Raw genomic sequence first — 18,475 nt, forward strand, 5'->3', positions numbered from 1 at the left:
GTTATAATTTTAAATTTAAACCTAAAGTGATCGTTTTGTAAAGTGGTGCATTTCTGGTACTTTGACTTCCATTAGCTCCTTCTGGATCAAAATTCTCTAATCCAGTAAATGTTAATAAGTTTTGTGCACCTACAAATACTCTTAATTTACTTACGTTGATTTTATCGGAAACAGCTTGTGGTAAAGAGTACCCAATTTCAAGGTTTTTAAGTCTTAAATACGAAGCATCTTGAACATAGAAAGAAGATACTAATGTGTTGTTTTGACCACCAATTCTTGGTAAACTAGTGCTGGGGTTTTCAGGAGTCCATCTGTCTAACCAATACGTTAATACGTTACTTCTATTATCATTCATTGGTAAATTACCATTACCCATCAATAATCTATCGACACCATGAACACCTTGAAATAATAAGTTTACGTCGAAATTATTGTATTCAAAAGAAGCGTTAAAGTTGTATAATAAATCTGGATTTGGATCACCAATAATAACCCTATCATCTTGATCTACAACACCATCTTCATTTGTGTCTGCATATCTAATATCTCCGGGTCCAGTTGTTGAGTTCCCAAATTGGGTAGGCGAATTTGCAATTTCCTCGATACTTTGGAAAATGCCAACCGCTTGATACCCAAAGTAAGCTCTTAATGGCTCTCCAATTCTAATAATATTTGTGTTCGTTATAGTTTCTTCACCACCATCACCTAAGCCTGTTACTTCATTTCTAAGTAATTTTGTAAAGTTTCCACCAACATTGTATTTTACTTCGCCAATATTACCTCTAAAACTACCATTAAACTCAATACCTTCGTTAATCATTGAAGCTGCATTTGTGGCTCCTAAATTATTAACTCCGATTGTAGAAGGAACAGGGAAATTAGCGTATAAAATATCAGTACTATTTTTTCTAAAATAACCTAATTCTAGTTGAAGTTTGTTTTTAAACATTCCTGCATCTATCCCGATATCTAAAAGTTCAGATTGTTCCCATCTAATATTTGGATTTGCTAAACTTGTAATGGCAACACCACCTACAATAACATCGTTCCCTAAAACATAATCTAAACCAGGGTTGTAAGTTTGTTCAAAAACATATCTTCCTGCACCTCTGTCATTACCAACCAATCCATAACTAGCTCTTAGTTTTAAATTGTTAATAATCTTTATATCTTTCATAAATTTTTCATTAGAAATTCTCCATCCTAAGGAAGCAGAAGGAAAGGCACCATATAAATTATCGGGTCCAAAAGCACTACCTGATGCATCATACCTAAAGTTTACTTCAGCTAAATACCGATCATCATAATTGTATTTAAGTCTTCCAAAAAATGATTGTTTTACGTCTTCGTTTGCACCCCCTGAAACTGCAGGATCTACAACACCACCACCATTAAATTCTTCTATGTTGTCTGTTGGAAATCCGCTTAATTGTCCTGAGAAACCATCTGCTTTAGAATAGAATATAGAGTGACCTAATAAAACATCGAAACTATTTTTATCATTTAGTTTTCCGTTGTATCGTAAGATATTTTCGTTTAATAAAGTATAATCAAAATTTGTGGTGTTAGACAAACTATTTAAGTCGTTTTGAATTACAATATTGCCATCCCAATCTTCTAAAGTAGCTCTTGGTGTAAAGTTTGAAACGTTAGAATATACAATATTTGCACTCCCACTTGTTTCAAAACTTAAGTTATCAGACAATTTAAAGTTCAACCCAAATCGCTGACTCATATTAATTACATCACTTTCAAAATTACCAAAATAGCCTCTTCTTAACGGGTTTTGAGTTAAGAGTGATGCATTTGAATTTAAGTATGCTCCATCAACAATACCATATTCACCATTTGAGTAAAAAGCAGGAATGGTTGGAGCTGCTCTTTGAAATGAATAGATAATTCCATTATCTCCACTAAACGCATTTTGCCCGCCAGAAGGTCCTGTGTTTCTTCTCCAAAAAGTATTGGAAACACTACTAATAGTTAACCAATCTTTTACTTTAGAATTGATATTTAAACTCATATTATATCTTTCTGATCTAAATTTACTTCTTACAATAGCATCTTGCCCTAAGAAGCCTAAAGAAAGTCTGTATGTAGTTTTGCTGTTACCGCCAGAAAAAGAAATATTATGATTCTGAATAGGCGCTAAAGTAAGCACTCTATCTGCCCAGTTTGTATCTCCAAATTGGTCTGGTAAAGAACCCGTTCTAATAGCTTCCATTTGTTCTGGAGTATATCTTGGTTGAAATCCAACACCATCTTCATTTCTAAATTTTTCGTTCATTAAGGTAGCATAATCCAAAGAACCTAAAAACTCAGGTTTAATGGTAGCCTCTTGCATACCATAAAAGCTATTAATGCTTACTTCAAATTTATCTGATTTACCTTTTCTTGTAGTTACTAAAACAACTCCGTTTGCTGCTCTAGCACCGTAAATTGCTAAGGATGATGCATCCTTTAAAACACTAATACTTTCAATATCTGAAGGAGCAAGACTGTTAAACGCTGCTAGACTTTCGTATTGAATATTATCGATTACTATTAAAGGTTGGCTACCTCCAAAAGTACCTATACCTCTAATTACAATTGAAGAAGCATCTGCACCAGGACTACCTGAAGACTGTGTTAATTGCACCCCAGAAAAACGACCATACAGCAGTTGACCTGAATTAGTAACTGGTTGATTTACTTCGTCTTTAAAAGTAACGGTTTGGACAGCTCCTGTAACATTTACCTTTTTTTGAGTGCCATAACCTACCACAACAATTTCATCAAGTTGTGATGCACTTTCCATTAGCACTATTGTGTAAACTTTTTTAGAGTCTACCTTTACTATTTTCGTTTCATATCCAAGATAAGAAACTTCCAAAATTTCCCCAGAAGAGGCTTCAATTTTAAAAGCACCATCAAAATCTGTTGTGGTTCCTTTTGCTGTTCCTTTTACAGTTATGGAGGCTCCTGGTAATAATAAACCATCTGAATCTGTTACTTTACCAGTAATTGTATTTTGTGATAAAATAACTCCCCCGAACGTAGAAAATAAAAGAAAATAAAAAATAAGTACTTTCATATTTAAGTTTTAGTGTTTAGTTAATAAAAGTCGTTATAACTTTCATGAGCCAAAGTTCTAAACTTAAAGCGTTATTTAATAGGTTAAATTGACCATTTTTTGGGGTTAAATGAATCTAAGAGGTGATTTCTTTGTCTCCTTTCTCATAAAGGCCACTGTATTTAGAGGGTAAACACTTAAATTGTTTTTTAAAAGAGGTTTTAAAATATTTATAATCATTAAAGCCAACTTCGTACGCAATTTGACTTAAATTTAAGTCTGATGTTAAGATTAAATGTGCCGCTTTTTTTAGTCTAATAGATCTTATAAAAGCAGATAATGAGAGTCCTGTTAATGATTTTATTTTTCTAAACAAACTAGATCTACTCATATTTAATGCATCAACCATAGTTTCTATGCCAAAAGAATTATTTTCTAAATTATTTTCTACTAATAAAATAGCTTTGTTAATAAAGGTGTTTTCTGTATCAGAATCAGATTCTACTTCTTTTGCAGTAGGCTCAAAACGAACTTTGTTTAGTAAGTGTAGTTTTAATTTGTCTTGATTTTCTATTAAGCTTTCTAATCTGGCTTTAATTATTTTTGCGTCGAAAGGTTTTGTAACATAATCATTAGCACCTGTTTTTAATCCTTCAATTTCAAAAACGGTAGAGGTTCTTGCAGTTAATAGTATAATAGGTATGTGAGATGTTGTTATTTGAGATTTTAGTTCTTTACAAAGTGTAATACCATCTTTACCAGGCATCATAACGTCACTTATGATAACATCTGGAACTTCAGAGGATGCTTTCTTAAAACCTACATCTCCGTTTTCTGCCTGAATTACATCGTAAGTTTCTGAAAGTATATCTTTTAGATAGCTTAAAATTTCTACATTATCATCTATGATTAAAATTTTATGTTTTTTAGGTTCAATTTTTAACGATTCTAATTGTTCTGAATCAGTATTTCTAACGTATCCTTTTATATTCTCTGATGTCATGAAATTTTCATTAATTTCACCAGCATATAAATTGGGGTCTAAGGTTAGTTTTATAATAAACTCTGCACCTTCATTCACTGTACTTTTTGCTATAATGCTTCCATGATGTAGCTCTACAATTTTTTTTGAAAACGATAATCCTATTCCACTACCAATCATTTTAACAGAATTAGCAGATTTTATTTGAAAAAATCTATCAAAAATCTTTTCTAAGTATTTAGCATTCATACCTATACCAGTATCTGTTATACTAATTATACAGTACTCATCATCACTATCAATCTTCATTTTAATTTTATCGCCAGAGGAAGTATATTTTAAAGCATTTGACAAAATGTTGCACAAAACAATTTCCATTTTATTTCTATCGAAAGGAAATTGTATCACTTCTTTATTGGTTTTAAAGCTATACTTTATGTTTTTTGATTTTGCAGCTTCTTTAAAATATAAAAATACTTCACTAGAAAACCTAACAAAATTACCATTAGAAACATCTAATTTTAACAAACCATGGTCTGCTTTTCTAAAATCTAATAATTGATTTATTAAGTTTAACAATCTACTTGTATTTCTATCAATATAACTTAAACTATTGTAGACTTTTGGTGGTAAGTTGTCATTTTCCATCAACTCTTTTAAAGGGCTGATTATGAGAGTTAGTGGCGTTCTAAATTCATGAGAAATATTGGTAAAAAAGTTTAGTTTAGCTTCTGATAATTCTACTTCTTTTTCTTTGTCTATCTTGGCAATTTCTAATTTATTTTTAAGCCTTATCCTCGCATTATTATTACGAATTAAATATACAGCAATTAGTGATATAATTGAAATGTACATAAAAATGGCAAGATTACTTTTCCACGGAGAGCCAGATAATTTAATGGTAATAGATTTTGGTTGACTCCAGTTTTTATTATCCCTAGATGATTTTACTTCTAAAACATATTTTCCTGGAGATAAACCTGCAAAATTTATTTCGTTTCTGTTTTGTAAATCAATCCATTGATTTTGATAATCATTTAATTTGTACTTGTATCTTAAATTTAAATCACCCAAAAAATCGTTGACAGCAAAACGTGTTGAAAAAAAATTTTCTTTGTATGATAAGTTTATTTCTTTGGCATAATTAAAGTTTTTTTCGAGAATAGAGTTCCCTTCTTGAAAGGTAATTAATTGGTTATTAACCCTTAGATTGGTATAAATTATTTCAGGTATATTTTCATAGTCTTTAATTTCTGAAGGATTAAAGCAAGTGACATTATCTACGCCACCAAAAAAAATGGTTTCACCATTATAATTAAAGAAGCTGTTGTTGTTAAAAGAGGTAGATTGTATACCATTAATATCTCCATAACTTGTTATTGATTTCTTAATATAATCGTATTTTACAATTTCTGTATGGGTACTAAACCATAAATTTGATTGGTTATCAAAGGCAATTGCACAAATAAAATCGCTATTTAAACCTTCTTTCTTTGTAAGAATTTCTTCTATAGTTAAATTGGTTTTGTTGTTGTTTAACTTAATCAGTCCATTAGGTGTTGCTAGCCAAATTTTACCATCTCTAATTGCCATTGAGTTGATAATAACACTTGGTAATTTTTCTTTAAGCAAATTACTTTGATTGATGAACGTTTTCTCTTGTTTGTTGTAGCAATGAATACCATTATAAGTGCCTACCCAAATTTTTCCGTTAGCATCTTCTACAATAGAGGTAACTCTATTACTCTCTATTCTATTTTCTCTAAAATCTTCACTATAAAATACATAGGCGTTTGAGTCATTTATGTAATCAAGATTTACAATAGCCAAACCACTTTGTTGTGTTCCTATAAAAAGCGTATTGTCTTTGATTAAAAAACTTGTTGGTTTTTTAATTTCGGTGTTATAAAATAATGTTTTTTCAGTTGACAAATCAAAAATTGCAAAACCTTCTGCTGTAGCAATGTAAAGCTTGTTTTGGTGTTCGTAAAGTGCATTTATTTTTACATTGCCGAGACTTTCAATTTGTTTTAGATTCGAGAAATCATCACCAAAATAAACTCCTTTTAATAGGGTTCCTAAAAATACTTTCTGTTTGTTTTTATAAATACTCGTGCAATTGATAAACTCTTTAAAGTCACTTTTTAATAAGGCTTGATCTATATTTTTAAATCCATTTCCTTCTAAAATCTTCACAATACCTCCACCAGCTGTAGATAGCCAAGTAACATTATTTTTATCATGATGAATATTTAATATAGTTGTATAGTTGCCTTTTAATATTCTAGAATTTTCTGAAACAAGTTGTACTTTTTTAAATTCACTGATATCATCGTTACTTCTAAAAACCCCATTTCTCCATGTACCAATCCAAATTCTATTGTATTTATCAAGAGACATTTTTTTTGTAAAACTACTTTTAACATCAACTTTTACCGATTTAATACTTTCGTTTGCATAATCATAATTATAGATGTTTTGATCATTTTTACTGCTGGTTATCCAAACTTTATTTCTACTCTGATCGGGTAAAATATCACTTAGAGCATTGGGAAATTGATGAATTTTAATTTTTTTAGTTTCTGAAAAGTATTGAAAAAGCCTATTACCACTGCAAAACCACATGTTGTTTTTAAAGTCTTTTTTAATGCTATAAATAGGTTCGTAGTAGTTAAAATGTTCTTTTAATTTATCGTTTTTAAAATCAATAACAAAAACACCACTTTTCCAAGTTCCAATCCAGATATTACTTTCAGAATCTTGAGAAATTGATGTAATTCTAAGATTGCCTTGGTTGGCAATGTCTATTAAATGGTTAAAATCTCTTATGCTATTTTTTCTAATATCTAAATAAGAGATGCCTCCACTTTTAGTACCAATCCATAAATTAGCCTCATTATCTAAAAAAAGAACTTCTATATTTTCATTGATTAAACCTTTGTATTTTTCATTGGGTTTAATGTATTCATAATCGTAACCGTTAAATTTTGTGATGCCATTTTCGGTTCCGATCCATTTCATATTTAAATCATCACTAACTAAACTAGATACGTAGTTGTGAGATAAACCTTCTTTTGTGGTAATAAATTCTATTACATAATTTTCAGCATTGTTTTGAGAAAAGAAATTTGTTGAAAAAATAAAGGCAAAAAAGTATAAAAAATGTTTAAACATCAGTAAATAGGATATCAATTTTTATTGAATTGTTAAATTACTTTAAGTCTTTTACATATGCAATGTTAAAAGACAATTTGACCACTTAGCACCCATAAAAGAATGGATATAACCCACTGCTTGATTAAGAGTTTAAATATTTTTGAGGTAAAATTAAATAGATGAGACTTAAATTTACTTTATGTACCTTTTTACTTATTTCTGTATACTCTTTTAGTCAAGAACTTATTTGGAGTGAAAGTGCTAAAGATACAGATTTTTTTAACGAACTAAATTGGAAAGATACAAATACGAACAATGCTCCTGAAACAGGAACTATAGATCCTAACAAACCAATTAATGTAAATTTAAAAATTGAAAACACCAATCAACTAATCATTGCAAACGGAATCATTAGCTTAGGAACAGGTTCTTTAACCTTAGCAAAAACATCGGTAAAAGCAAATGCAATCTCTGGTGGAAAACTGATCATTAATTCAGAAGGATATTTAGATTTAGAAAATGAAAATCCATTACAAGACAATATACAAATCGAATTAAACGATGGAGTTGGTTGGGTGAGAACTAAAAAATTAGATGGGGATACTATAAATTCAAACCATATCAATCAAATTAAAATAAACTTACAACCTGCAATTCATAAAGATAATCTAAGATTAGATAATTATTATTTTGGAGGAACAGTGATTCGTAGCAATGATGCTTCAACATCTCCTGTAAGCATTTTTGATGCAACTAATTTAATCGGTACTGCTACAAATTTAACTACGGATATTATTTATTCAGGAAACAACATTCCCAATAATTTTAATAATAAAACAACTTCTTTCTTATTGAGAAAAGGTTTTATGATTACGCTTGCTGTTGAAGAAGATGGTACAGGAAAAAGTAAAAACTATATGGCTGTTGAAGAAGATTTAAGCGTAAATCAATTACCTAATTATTTACTAAACAATATTTCGTTTATAAGAATTGTACCATGGAATTGGACTACAAAAAAAGGAATTGGAGGAAATGAGTTAGGGCTACACAATGGTTGGTTTTACAGATGGAATAACAATGGAGAAAGCACTTTAGACACAGAATATGTACCTATGTCTTGGGGTGCAGGTGGCGCAAATGATGATGGTGATATTGCCTTATATCAAGGTAAATATAAAGCAACAAACGTCTTAGCATTTAATGAAAGTGACAATTGTAATGATCAATCTGGTCAATATAGTAATTTATGTCAAACAGATGTAGCCGTTGGGTTTTATAAGAATTTAATGAAAACAGGTTTGCGCTTGGTTTCGCCAAGTGGAAGAGAAAATGCGCCTTTCGGATGGTTAAAAGAATTTCATGAAAAAGCCACAGCACAAGATATAAGAATAGATGTTATTGGTGTGCACTGGTACGATTGGGGTTCTAACCCACAAAATAGTCCCAATGCAAATCCACAAACGGTTTTTAACCGATTTAAAAATTATTTACAAAGAGTGTATGATTTGTATAAATTGCCCATTTGGATTACCGAATTCAATGCAAACCCCAACAGAACAACTTCAGTAAATCTGGAATTTATGAAATTGGCGTTACCTTATCTAGAAAGTTTAGATTATGTAGAGCGTTATGCTTGGTTTCAGCCAAATTCTGATGTTGCAGATTATTACGATACAAATGGTAATTTAACAGAAGTTGGTAATTTTTACAAAAACCAGATCTCCAATCCAGCCATAGCATTAAATACATATACAGCTGATAATAATTTAGACATGTACTATACAGAGAATCCTTTTCAAATAGAAAATTTGCTAGAAAATGGCAATTTTGAAACAGGAGATTTAACAGGTTGGGACGGTTCTAATCTTGGGATTTTAACAAACGCTAATGCTAATATTTATGCAGGAACAACTTCTGGAAGAATTCTAGCACAAGCAGGTACTATATTTCAAGAAGTTGCAATAGAAGCTTCATCAACATATGATTTATCACTGTATACAAAATGGTTTGTGAGTCCTACTTCACCTATAGAAATTCAAATTTTGAACGCGGTTACTGATGAAAAAATAGCGAGTAAAATGATGACAACAGCAACAGATTGGAATTTAGTGGAACTGTCATTTACAGTCCCAGAAAATGTAAGTTCTATTAAATTTTTTGTTGAAAAAGAAGCGTCAAGTCCTGGTTGGTTTATAGATAATGCCTTGTTAAAAAAGAGTTCATCTTCATTGAGTAATTCAGATTTTGAACTAGAATCAACACTAAATGTATATCCAAATCCTTCTAAAGGGCTTTTTACAATAAAGAGTAACAAACCAATACAATCGTATCAAGTTTATGATCTTCAAGGAAGATTGATTGCTCATAAAAAAAATATAAATACTTTAGATGTTACATTGCAGTTATCTAATAAGGCAAAAGGTATGTATACTTTACTAATTAAAGATGTGCAGAATCATCAATCGTTTCGAAAACTAATAATCCATTAAAATGAAAAAAAAACACTATTTATTTGGAAGTCTATTATTAGCAGTTTTTCTGCTAACATCCTGCAATAAAAAAACGAAAAATAATATAGTTAAAACAAAGCCAAACATCATTTATATTTTAGCAGATGATTTAGGCTATGGAGATTTAAGTTCTTACGGACAAACAAAATTTACGACGCCAAACATTGATAAGTTGGCAAAAGAAGGACTTTTATTTACACAACATTATGCAGGATCAACAGTTTGTGCGCCTTCAAGATCTGCTTTAATGACGGGTCTTCATACAGGACACACTCCAATTCGTGGAAATAAAAGATTAGAATTACCCAAAGAAAGTTTAACCATCGCAGAAGTGTTAAAAGAAAATGGCTACAAAACAGGTGCTTTTGGCAAATGGGGTTTAGGTTCTGCCAATCAAGAAGGTTCTCCTATGCGACAAGGTTTTGATGCTTTTTATGGCTATTTAGATCAAAGATTAGCACATCATTATTATCCAAATCATCTTTGGGAAAATGATCAAAAAATAATTTTAGAAGAAAATCAAGGGTTAGAAAAAGGGCAATATGCACCCAATTTAATTCATAAAAAAGCCCTAACTTTTATAGAGAATCATAAAAGTGAACCTTTCTTTTTGTATTATCCATCTATAATTCCGCATGCAGAATTATTTGCGCCAGTCGCATATTTAAATCGTTTTAAAGGGAAATTTAATCCAGAAAAATCTTATAAAGGAGTTGATGATGGCGATTTATATAAAGAAGGAAGATATGGTTCTCAAGAAAATTCACATGCGGCTTTTGTAGCGATGATTACTTTGTTGGATGACCAAGTGGGTGAACTTGTACAAAAAGTAAAAGATCTTGGTCTGGAGGAAAATACCATTTTCATTTTCACTTCAGACAATGGTCCGCATAAAGAAGCAGGCGCAGATCCTAACTATTTTGATAGCAATGGAATTTTAAAAGGAGTTAAAAGAGATTTGTTTGAAGGCGGAATTAGAGTACCTATGATTGCAAAATGGAAAGGAAAAATTAAAGAAGGTACTACAACCGATCACATTTCTGCGTTTTGGGATGTTTTTTCAACATTCTCTGAAATTACTGAGAATAAAAAACCAATACAAGTTGACGGAATTTCATTTTTACCAACCTTATTGGGTGAAAATTTAAAGCAAGAAAAACACGATTATTTGTATTGGGAGTTTCACGAATTACAAGGTCGTCAAGCCATCAGAAAAGACAATTGGAAGTTGGTAAAATACAATGTAAAAACGAAAGAAAAATTCTTTTTGTATGATTTAAAATCAGATCCAAGTGAAAGTAATAACCTTGCTGATAAACAACCTGAAAAACTAAAAGAACTGAAAGAAATTTTAGAAAATACCAGAACAGCATCAGAAAATTTCAAATTTTAAAATATGATGAATCTAAGGTACTTTTTAATATTATCAACCTCTTTGTTTTTCTCTTGTAAAGAGAAAAACAAAGAGGTTGAGGCTCCAATAAAACCAAATATTCTTTTTGTTCTAGTAGATGATTTAGGTATTAAAGACTTAGGTTTTACAGGAAGCACTTATTATGAAACACCAAACATCGACAATTTAGCATCAAAAAGCACCATTTTTACGCAAGGTTATGCAGGCAGTAGAGTTTGTAGTCCTTCAAGAGCTACCTTAATGACGGGTAAATTTACTGCCAGACATGGCATTACAGATTGGATTGGCGCTAAAACTGGTGAGGACTGGAGAGATACAAAAAGGCAAGATAAAATGATGCCTGCCAACTATGTGTGGAGCTTGCCCAAAGAAGACACTACTATTGCAGAGTCTATGAAAGCGAATGGTTACAAAACTTTTTTTGCCGGCAAATGGCATTTAGGTGAAGAAGGTTCGTATCCAGAAGATCATGGTTTTGATATCAATATTGGTGGTTTTGAAAGTGGTAGTCCAAGAGGAGGTTATTTTTCACCGTTTAAAAATCCAAAACTAGAAAACAAACAAGATGGAGAGAATCTTTCTATGAGGTTAGCAAAAGAAACTTCAAATTTTATCAATCAAAATAAAGAAACTCCATTTTTTGCTTTTTTGTCCTTTTATGCAGTGCATGGCCCTATACAAACCAATCAACAAAAGTGGGAGAAATATAGAGATAAGGCAGAAAATCAAGGTATTCAAGAAAATGGTTTTAAGATGGAGCGAAAATTACCTATTCGTCAAATTCAAGACAATCCTATTTATGGTGGTTTGGTAGAAAGTATGGATGATGCAGTTGGAATTGTTTTAAATCAATTAAAAGAATCAGGTTTAGATAAAAATACGATTGTCATTTTTACATCAGATAATGGAGGTGTTTCTTCTGGTGATAATTTTTCAACTTCAAATTTACCATTTAAAGGAGGAAAAGGCTATCAATGGGAAGGTGGTATCAGAGAGCCTTATTTGATTTATATTCCTTGGAGTACATCAAAACAAAAAACAATTGAGTATCCAGTTACAGGAGCTGATTTTTACCCGACTTTACTAGACTATGCAAACATCAATTTAATTCCGAATCAACATCAAGATGGCATCAGTTTAAAACCAATATTAGAGGCAAACCAAACCCCTAAAGAAAGACCTTTATATTGGCATTATCCACATTATGGGAATCAAGGAGGTGATCCTTCATCGATCATTAGAAAAGGCGATTGGAAACTTATTCATTATTATGAAGATGATAGCAATGAGTTGTACAACTTAAAAAATGATCCTTATGAACAGCAAAATATTGCCACTCAAAATCAAGAAACTACAACAGAATTATACACCCAATTAAAAAATTGGCTTGTAAGTGTTGATGCAAAATATCCAGAAAAAGATCCCGAATTTGATTCTGAAAAAAGAGCCAACTATGAAAAAATGATTCGTGAAAAACGATTCGTAAATCTTGAAAAAGAACGAAAAAAAATGCTTTCAAAAGATTTTAGTCCTAATAAAGATTGGTGGGGAAGTAAAGTAACGAAAGAATGAAAATGAAAATAATAATAAATAGGCTGCTAATTTTAGTTGTAATGGGTTTACAAGGAAATATAAAAGCTCAAAACAAAGAAATAAAAATATGGGAATCAGGTGTTCCTAATACTATTGATGCTGTTGATTATAAAGAGATTCATGACATCAAACTAGACAGAATAAGTAAGGTAACCCAACCTACCCTTACGGTTTTTAAACCCAAAAATCCAAATGGAACTTCTATAGTGATTTTTCCTGGTGGTGGTTATGCTTTTTTAGCTATTTCTAAAGCAGGTTATAAAGTTGCAGAATGGTTGAACTCTCTTGGTATTACAGCTTTTGTTTTAAAATACAGATTACCAAGCGATGCCATTATGGAAGATAAATCAATTGGGCCTTTGCAAGATGCACAGGAAGCCATACGATACATCAGGCGACATGCCGAAGAATGGAATTTGGACGCTGATAAAATAGGCGTGATTGGATTTTCAGCTGGGGGTCATTTGGCAGCCACTTTGTCAACGCGTTTTGATGATGAAGTTTATAAAGTTTCTGACAACACCAGTGCAAAACCTGACTTTTCAATGTTAATTTATCCTGTTATTTCTATGATAGATGACATCACTCATAAAGGTTCAAGAAATAAGTTACTTGGGAAATCACCCACAGAAGAAACGAAAATCAAGTTTTCAACTGAAAAGCAAGTCAGTACCAAAACACCTCCAACTTTTTTAGCACATGCCATAGATGATAAAGGCGTGGTAGTTGAAAATAGTCTTCAATATTTACTAGCTTTAAAGCAAAACCAAATTCCTGCTGAGCTACATGTCTATCAAAATGGAGGACACGGATTTGGTTTGGGAAAAGTAGAAACTAGTGATACCTGGACAATACAATGCGAAGCTTGGCTTCGATTAAATACATTCATAAAACAATAACTGAGCATATTAAAATTAACCATTATGAAAATAAGTCATATTATCCTATTACTTTTAGTAGTAAGCATCATTTCATGTCAAGAAAAAATGATTGAAAAACCTATTTACAGCGCTGAAAAATGGGAAAATCCAGAATGGGAAAATCCCAATATTTTTGAAATTAATAGAGAGAAACCAACTGCCTCATTTTATAAGTATACAGATGAAAAAACAGCTTTAGAAAATGAAAGCTGGCAAAATTCATCCTTGTATAAATCATTGAATGGAACCTGGGATTTTTATTACGCAGACAGTGTAAATGCAAGACCTACAGATTTTTATAAAAATGATTTTAGTCTAAAAGGTTGGGATAAAATTGAAGTACCATCAAACTGGGAAATGAAAGGATTTGGCATACCTGTATATACCAATATCAAATATATGTTTCCAGCAAATCCGCCTTATATTCCTCACAACATCAACAATAATGGAAGTTATAAAAGAGAGTTCGAAATTCCCGAAAATTGGACAGAAAAAGACATTCTTTTACATTTTGCAGGTGTAAGTGGTGCTATGTATGTTTGGGTAAATGGCGAATTTGTTGGCTATAATGAAGGCAGTAAAACAATGGCTGAATTCGATATTTCTAAAGTGGTAAAACCAGGGAAAAATTCAATAGCAGTTCAAGTGATGCGTTGGTCTGATGCCAGTTATATGGAAGATCAAGACTTTTGGAGATTATCTGGTATTGAACGTGATGTGTACGTATATGCATCAGAAAAAATAAGTTTAAAAGATTTTAGAGTAGTAGCAGATCTTGAAAACAATTATAAAGACGGCGCTTTTAATTTGACGTTAGAGGTAGATAACAATTCTAATATGCTGTCAGAAAAAAAGATAGATATACGTTTATTTGATAACGATTTTGAAATCTTTTCTGATAGCCAAACAAGTAGTTTAAACATTGGGAACAATGCGATTTTTTTTAAAAAATCCATCAAAAATATAAAACCTTGGAGTGCAGAAAAACCGAATTTATACACTTTAGTAATTACAGTAAATGGCGAATCTACAGCTGTAAAAGTTGGATTTAGATCTGTAGAAATTAAAAACAGCCAGTTTTTAGTCAATGGAAAACCGGTGTTAATTAAAGGTGTAAACTTACACGATCATGATGAGAATACAGGTCATGTGGTGAGCGAAGAATTAACGCTAAAGGATTTAAAATTGATGAAAGCCAATAACATAAATGCCATTAGAACCAGTCATTATCCTAAAAATCCATTCTTTTATAGATTGGCAGACAAATATGGTTTTTATGTAGTTGATGAAGCTAATATAGAAACGCATGGAATGGGTGTGACCCAAGATATTAAAAAAGATCCTAAAAAAGCCGAAAATCATCCTGCCCATTTGCCGGAATGGAAAGCAGCGCATTTAGATCGAACTGAGCGTATGTTTGAACGTGATAAAAATTATCCAAGTATTGTAACCTGGTCTTTAGGAAATGAAGCTGCCAATGGTGAAAATTTCGTCGCGACATATAATTGGTTAAAAGAGCATGATGCCACAAGAGCAGTGCAATATGAAGGCGCTGTTGGTCATGAAAATTCCGACATCGAAGCGCCAATGTATTGGAGCATTCAACGTATGAAAAAATATGTGGATGAAGGTGGCAAAAAACCGTTAATTCAATGTGAATATGCCCATGCAATGGGAAATAGTTTAGGGAACTTACAAGATTATTGGGATGTGATTGAAGCATATCCATCTATGCAAGGTGGTTTTATTTGGGATTGGGTAGATCAAGGGATTTTAACTCAAAATGATAAAGGAGAAGATTTCTGGGCTTATGGAGGAGATCTTGGAGGTGCTGAATTGCAAAATGATAACAACTTCTGTTTAAACGGAATTGTAAATCCTGATAGAACTGCTCATCCAGCATTGTTTGAAGCTCAAAAAGTTTTTCAGTATATAAAATTTAATGATACAGATGTCAAAAACGGAAACATCGAAATCAAAAATATCTATGACTTTACTAATTTAAATGAATTTGATTTTTATTGGAGTTTGTTAGAAAATGGTTTAGAAGTAAGTTCTGGCAACATCGATGACTTAAATTTAGAGTCTTATCAATCTAAAATGATAACCCTAGAAATTCCAGAATTAGCAAATGCATCTAGCGCTTATCATTTAAATGTGTATGCGAAATTAAAAGAGAGTCAACCTTTACTAGAAAAAGGATACATTGTAGCTTACGAACAATTTCAATTACAAAGAGGGTCTTTTTTACCAATTTTAACCAACAACGGTTCTGAGTTAAAAACAGAGCGAAACAATACTGTTTTAACAGTATCTAATGATAATCTAAAAGCTGAATTTAATACAGAAACAGGAGTGCTTTCTTCTCTCGATTTTGGAAATGGGTCTATTTTAAAAGAAGGAATTACGCCTAATTTTTGGAGAGCAACCACAGACAACGATTTTGGCTTTAAAATGCCAAATAAATTAGGTATTTGGAAAAAAGCGACTGAAAATCAAAAGTTACTTTCGATAAAAGAAATATCTAAAAACAATACGATTGCGGTAGATGTAAAATATGAATTGCCATCAGCCAAAAAAGCAGAACTAAGTATGAGTTATGTGTTTCATAAAAACGGAACGATAGAAGTGCACACTTCTTTTGATAATAAAAATAACAATCTTCCAGTTTTACCAAGATTTGGTAATAATTTCATCATCAATAAAGAATTTGATCAGGTAAATTGGTTGGGTAAAGGTCCGTTCGAAAATTACCAAGATAGAAATACCGCAGCTTTGGTGGGTAACTATAAAGCAACTGTTTCAGATTTATATTTTCCATACATCAGACCTCAAGAAAATGGGTATAAAACAGAAAATCGTTGGGTAACTTTTACCAATGATACAGGCGAAGGGATAAAAATTACAGCTCCAAAGTATTTCGGATTTAGCGCTCACAACCAATACAACTCAGATTTTGACGCTGGAAAAACAAAACAACAAAGGCATACTACAGATATTCCTAAAAGAGACTTTATAAGCATCAATATAGACCATCAACAAATGGGCGTTGGAGGTGATAACAGTTGGGGTGCAATGCCGCTTAAAGAATATCGAATTCCTGCAGAAAAAATGTCGTATTCATATACAATTTCAAAAATAAAGAATGAGTAAAAAGCAAGTTTCCTTACTATTTTTAAGTCTAGCAACAATTTTATCCCTAATTGGCAGTAAAAATACTTCTGAAATTAAAGAAGTAAACCCTTTTAAACCAGATAATCGTCCTCCAAAACAAGAAATTGACGGATATCGTTTGGTTTTTAATGATGAATTTAATCATGAAGGTCCAATGAAAGAAGAATATTGGAGAGCTGAAACAGGATTTAGAAGAAATAATGAGCATCAATGGTATCAGAGCGAAAATGGATTTTGTAAAGATGGTAGGTTGATTATTACTGCTAAAAAAGAAAAAGTAAAGAACCCAAACTATACAGAAAATAGTTCGAGCTGGAAAGAAAGCAGAGAATACGCTGAATATACGTCTGCAAGTTTCATCACAAAAAAAGAATATCATCAAAAGTACGATTCTATTATGATGATTATGAGAGCAAAACTCCCATTAAAATCAGGAGGAGAAGAAGATTATGGGGTTTGGCCAGCATTTTGGACTACTGGTGCAGGTGCTTGGCCTCATGGAGGTGAAATTGATATTATGGAATATTACAATGGACGAATGATGGCAAATTTTGCATACAAGGGTCAAGGTAAAGTTGAATGGAGTGGTAATAAAGAAGAAAATGCCACGAACTCGTATATAAAAAACATCATTGAAGGAAAAGCAATAGGTTTTAAAGCTGATAAAGAATGGTTGCAAAAATATCATATTTGGAAATTGATTAGTAATGGTAAATTTTTATCCGTTTATTTAGATGATGTTTTTATGTCTAGAATAGCGTTAGACACCAAAAATAAAGACACCTCAAAACTAGAATATCCATACAAAGGAAATACCTGTAATTTTTGGATCAATTTAGCGTTTGGTGGTAATCCACATCCCGATGCAGAACAGCTGGCAAAAACAACTTTTCCTCGTCAATATGAAATTGATTATGCACGAATTTATACGATGAAGAATGAATAGCTTACACAAACTCTTAAAATCGGGATTATTAATTTCATTGTTTATATTGGTTTCTTGCCAAGAAAAAGGAAAACACGTATTTATTCTTTCAGGACAATCTAATATGGTAAGGATGAATCCCAAATTGTCTTTTACTCCTAAGTTAGAAGCTGAGTTTGGAAAAGAAAATATTATTGTGGTTAAAGACGCTATGGGAGCACAACCAATTTCAAGATGGTATAAAAACTGGAAATCACCTAAAGGAGATTTGGCAAATATTACTGGTGATTTATATGATAGATTGATGACAAAGGTTTCAGATTCTATTAAAAATCAACAGATAGCATCTATTACATTTATTTGGATGCAAGGTGAACGTGATGCAAGAATGGAGTTTGCAAGTGTCTATGAAGAAAGTTTACTGGGTATTTATCAGCAATTATCAACCGATTTAAACAGAAGTGACATCAATTTTATCATAGGACGATTGAGTGATTTTGACATGGAAAATAAGAAATGGCCTCATTGGACAAAAATTAGAGATATTCAAGAGAAAGTAGGTAATTCAAACTCAAATTTCAAGTGGGTAAATACGGATGATTTAAACACAGGATTAGACAATAATGGAAAAGAAGTTACAGACGATTTGCATTTATCAGCAGAAGGCTATAAGATTTTAGGAACACGTTTTGCTGAAGAATCTATCAACTTGATTAACAAAAAGGAGTAAAAAAATACACTTTGCGTAT

Annotated in this window: 9 protein-coding genes; 7 read left to right on the plus strand and 2 right to left on the minus strand. The window is 31.7% G+C overall.

Going from position 1 to position 18,475, the window contains the following annotated elements:
* Position 1 precedes the first annotated feature (1 nt).
* Entirely contained in the window at positions 2-3,073 is a 3,072-nt protein-coding gene (locus K8354_RS17115; protein WP_223443746.1) for a SusC/RagA family TonB-linked outer membrane protein, read from the minus strand.
* 115 nt (positions 3,074-3,188) lie between these two features.
* The gene (locus K8354_RS17120) at positions 3,189-7,208 is read right to left on the minus strand and encodes a hybrid sensor histidine kinase/response regulator transcription factor (RefSeq protein WP_223443749.1); all 4,020 of its coding nucleotides are present in this window, start codon (positions 7,206-7,208) and stop codon (positions 3,189-3,191) included.
* 161 nt (positions 7,209-7,369) lie between these two features.
* Between K8354_RS17120 and K8354_RS17125 the strand changes: the two genes are divergently transcribed.
* Genes K8354_RS17125 through K8354_RS17155 form a run of 7 tightly spaced genes read left to right on the plus strand, consistent with a single transcriptional unit; the run spans position 7,370 to position 18,456 of the window.
* The gene (locus tag K8354_RS17125) at positions 7,370-9,679 is read left to right on the plus strand and encodes a glycosyl hydrolase (protein WP_223443759.1); all 2,310 of its coding nucleotides are present in this window, start codon (positions 7,370-7,372) and stop codon (positions 9,677-9,679) included.
* A 1-nt stretch (position 9,680) separates the two neighbouring features.
* Positions 9,681-11,093 carry an arylsulfatase gene (locus tag K8354_RS17130; RefSeq protein ID WP_223443762.1) on the plus strand — a complete coding sequence of 471 codons (1,413 nt, stop codon included), beginning with the start codon at positions 9,681-9,683 and terminating at the stop codon, positions 11,091-11,093.
* A 3-nt stretch (positions 11,094-11,096) separates the two neighbouring features.
* Positions 11,097-12,686 carry a sulfatase gene (locus K8354_RS17135; protein ID WP_223443764.1) on the plus strand — a complete coding sequence of 530 codons (1,590 nt, stop codon included), beginning with the start codon at positions 11,097-11,099 and terminating at the stop codon, positions 12,684-12,686.
* A gap of 2 nt (positions 12,687-12,688) precedes the next feature.
* Complete coding sequence (locus K8354_RS17140; protein ID WP_223443766.1) at positions 12,689-13,606, plus strand: alpha/beta hydrolase; 918 nt, start codon at positions 12,689-12,691, stop codon at positions 13,604-13,606.
* 24 nt (positions 13,607-13,630) lie between these two features.
* On the plus strand, positions 13,631-16,780 hold the full coding sequence (lacZ, locus tag K8354_RS17145; RefSeq protein ID WP_223443768.1) for a beta-galactosidase, LacZ type: 3,150 nt from the start codon (positions 13,631-13,633) through the stop codon (positions 16,778-16,780).
* Complete coding sequence (locus tag K8354_RS17150) at positions 16,773-17,747, plus strand: glycoside hydrolase family 16 protein (RefSeq protein WP_223443770.1); 975 nt, start codon at positions 16,773-16,775, stop codon at positions 17,745-17,747. The genes lacZ and K8354_RS17150 overlap by 8 nt, the downstream gene beginning before the upstream one ends.
* Positions 17,740-18,456 carry a sialate O-acetylesterase gene (locus tag K8354_RS17155; protein ID WP_223443772.1) on the plus strand — a complete coding sequence of 239 codons (717 nt, stop codon included), beginning with the start codon at positions 17,740-17,742 and terminating at the stop codon, positions 18,454-18,456. The genes K8354_RS17150 and K8354_RS17155 overlap by 8 nt, the downstream gene beginning before the upstream one ends.
* The last annotated feature ends 19 nt before the right edge of the window (positions 18,457-18,475 follow it).

Source organism: Polaribacter litorisediminis (assembly GCF_019968605.1).
GTDB lineage: Bacteria > Bacteroidota > Bacteroidia > Flavobacteriales > Flavobacteriaceae > Polaribacter > Polaribacter litorisediminis.

What these genes read in the sequence shown, in the direction of transcription:
- K8354_RS17115 (WP_223443746.1), bottom strand. Translation starts at nt 3,073, where the DNA reads ATGAAAGTACTTATTTTTTATTTTCTTTTATTTTCTACGTTCGGGGGA.
- K8354_RS17120 (WP_223443749.1), bottom strand. Translation starts at nt 7,208, where the DNA reads ATGTTTAAACATTTTTTATACTTTTTTGCCTTTATTTTTTCAACAAAT.
- K8354_RS17125 (WP_223443759.1), top strand. Translation starts at nt 7,370, where the DNA reads ATGAGACTTAAATTTACTTTATGTACCTTTTTACTTATTTCTGTATAC.
- K8354_RS17130 (WP_223443762.1), top strand. Translation starts at nt 9,681, where the DNA reads ATGAAAAAAAAACACTATTTATTTGGAAGTCTATTATTAGCAGTTTTT.
- K8354_RS17135 (WP_223443764.1), top strand. Translation starts at nt 11,097, where the DNA reads ATGATGAATCTAAGGTACTTTTTAATATTATCAACCTCTTTGTTTTTC.
- K8354_RS17140 (WP_223443766.1), top strand. Translation starts at nt 12,689, where the DNA reads ATGAAAATAATAATAAATAGGCTGCTAATTTTAGTTGTAATGGGTTTA.
- lacZ (WP_223443768.1), top strand. Translation starts at nt 13,631, where the DNA reads ATGAAAATAAGTCATATTATCCTATTACTTTTAGTAGTAAGCATCATT.
- K8354_RS17150 (WP_223443770.1), top strand. Translation starts at nt 16,773, where the DNA reads ATGAGTAAAAAGCAAGTTTCCTTACTATTTTTAAGTCTAGCAACAATT.
- K8354_RS17155 (WP_223443772.1), top strand. Translation starts at nt 17,740, where the DNA reads ATGAATAGCTTACACAAACTCTTAAAATCGGGATTATTAATTTCATTG.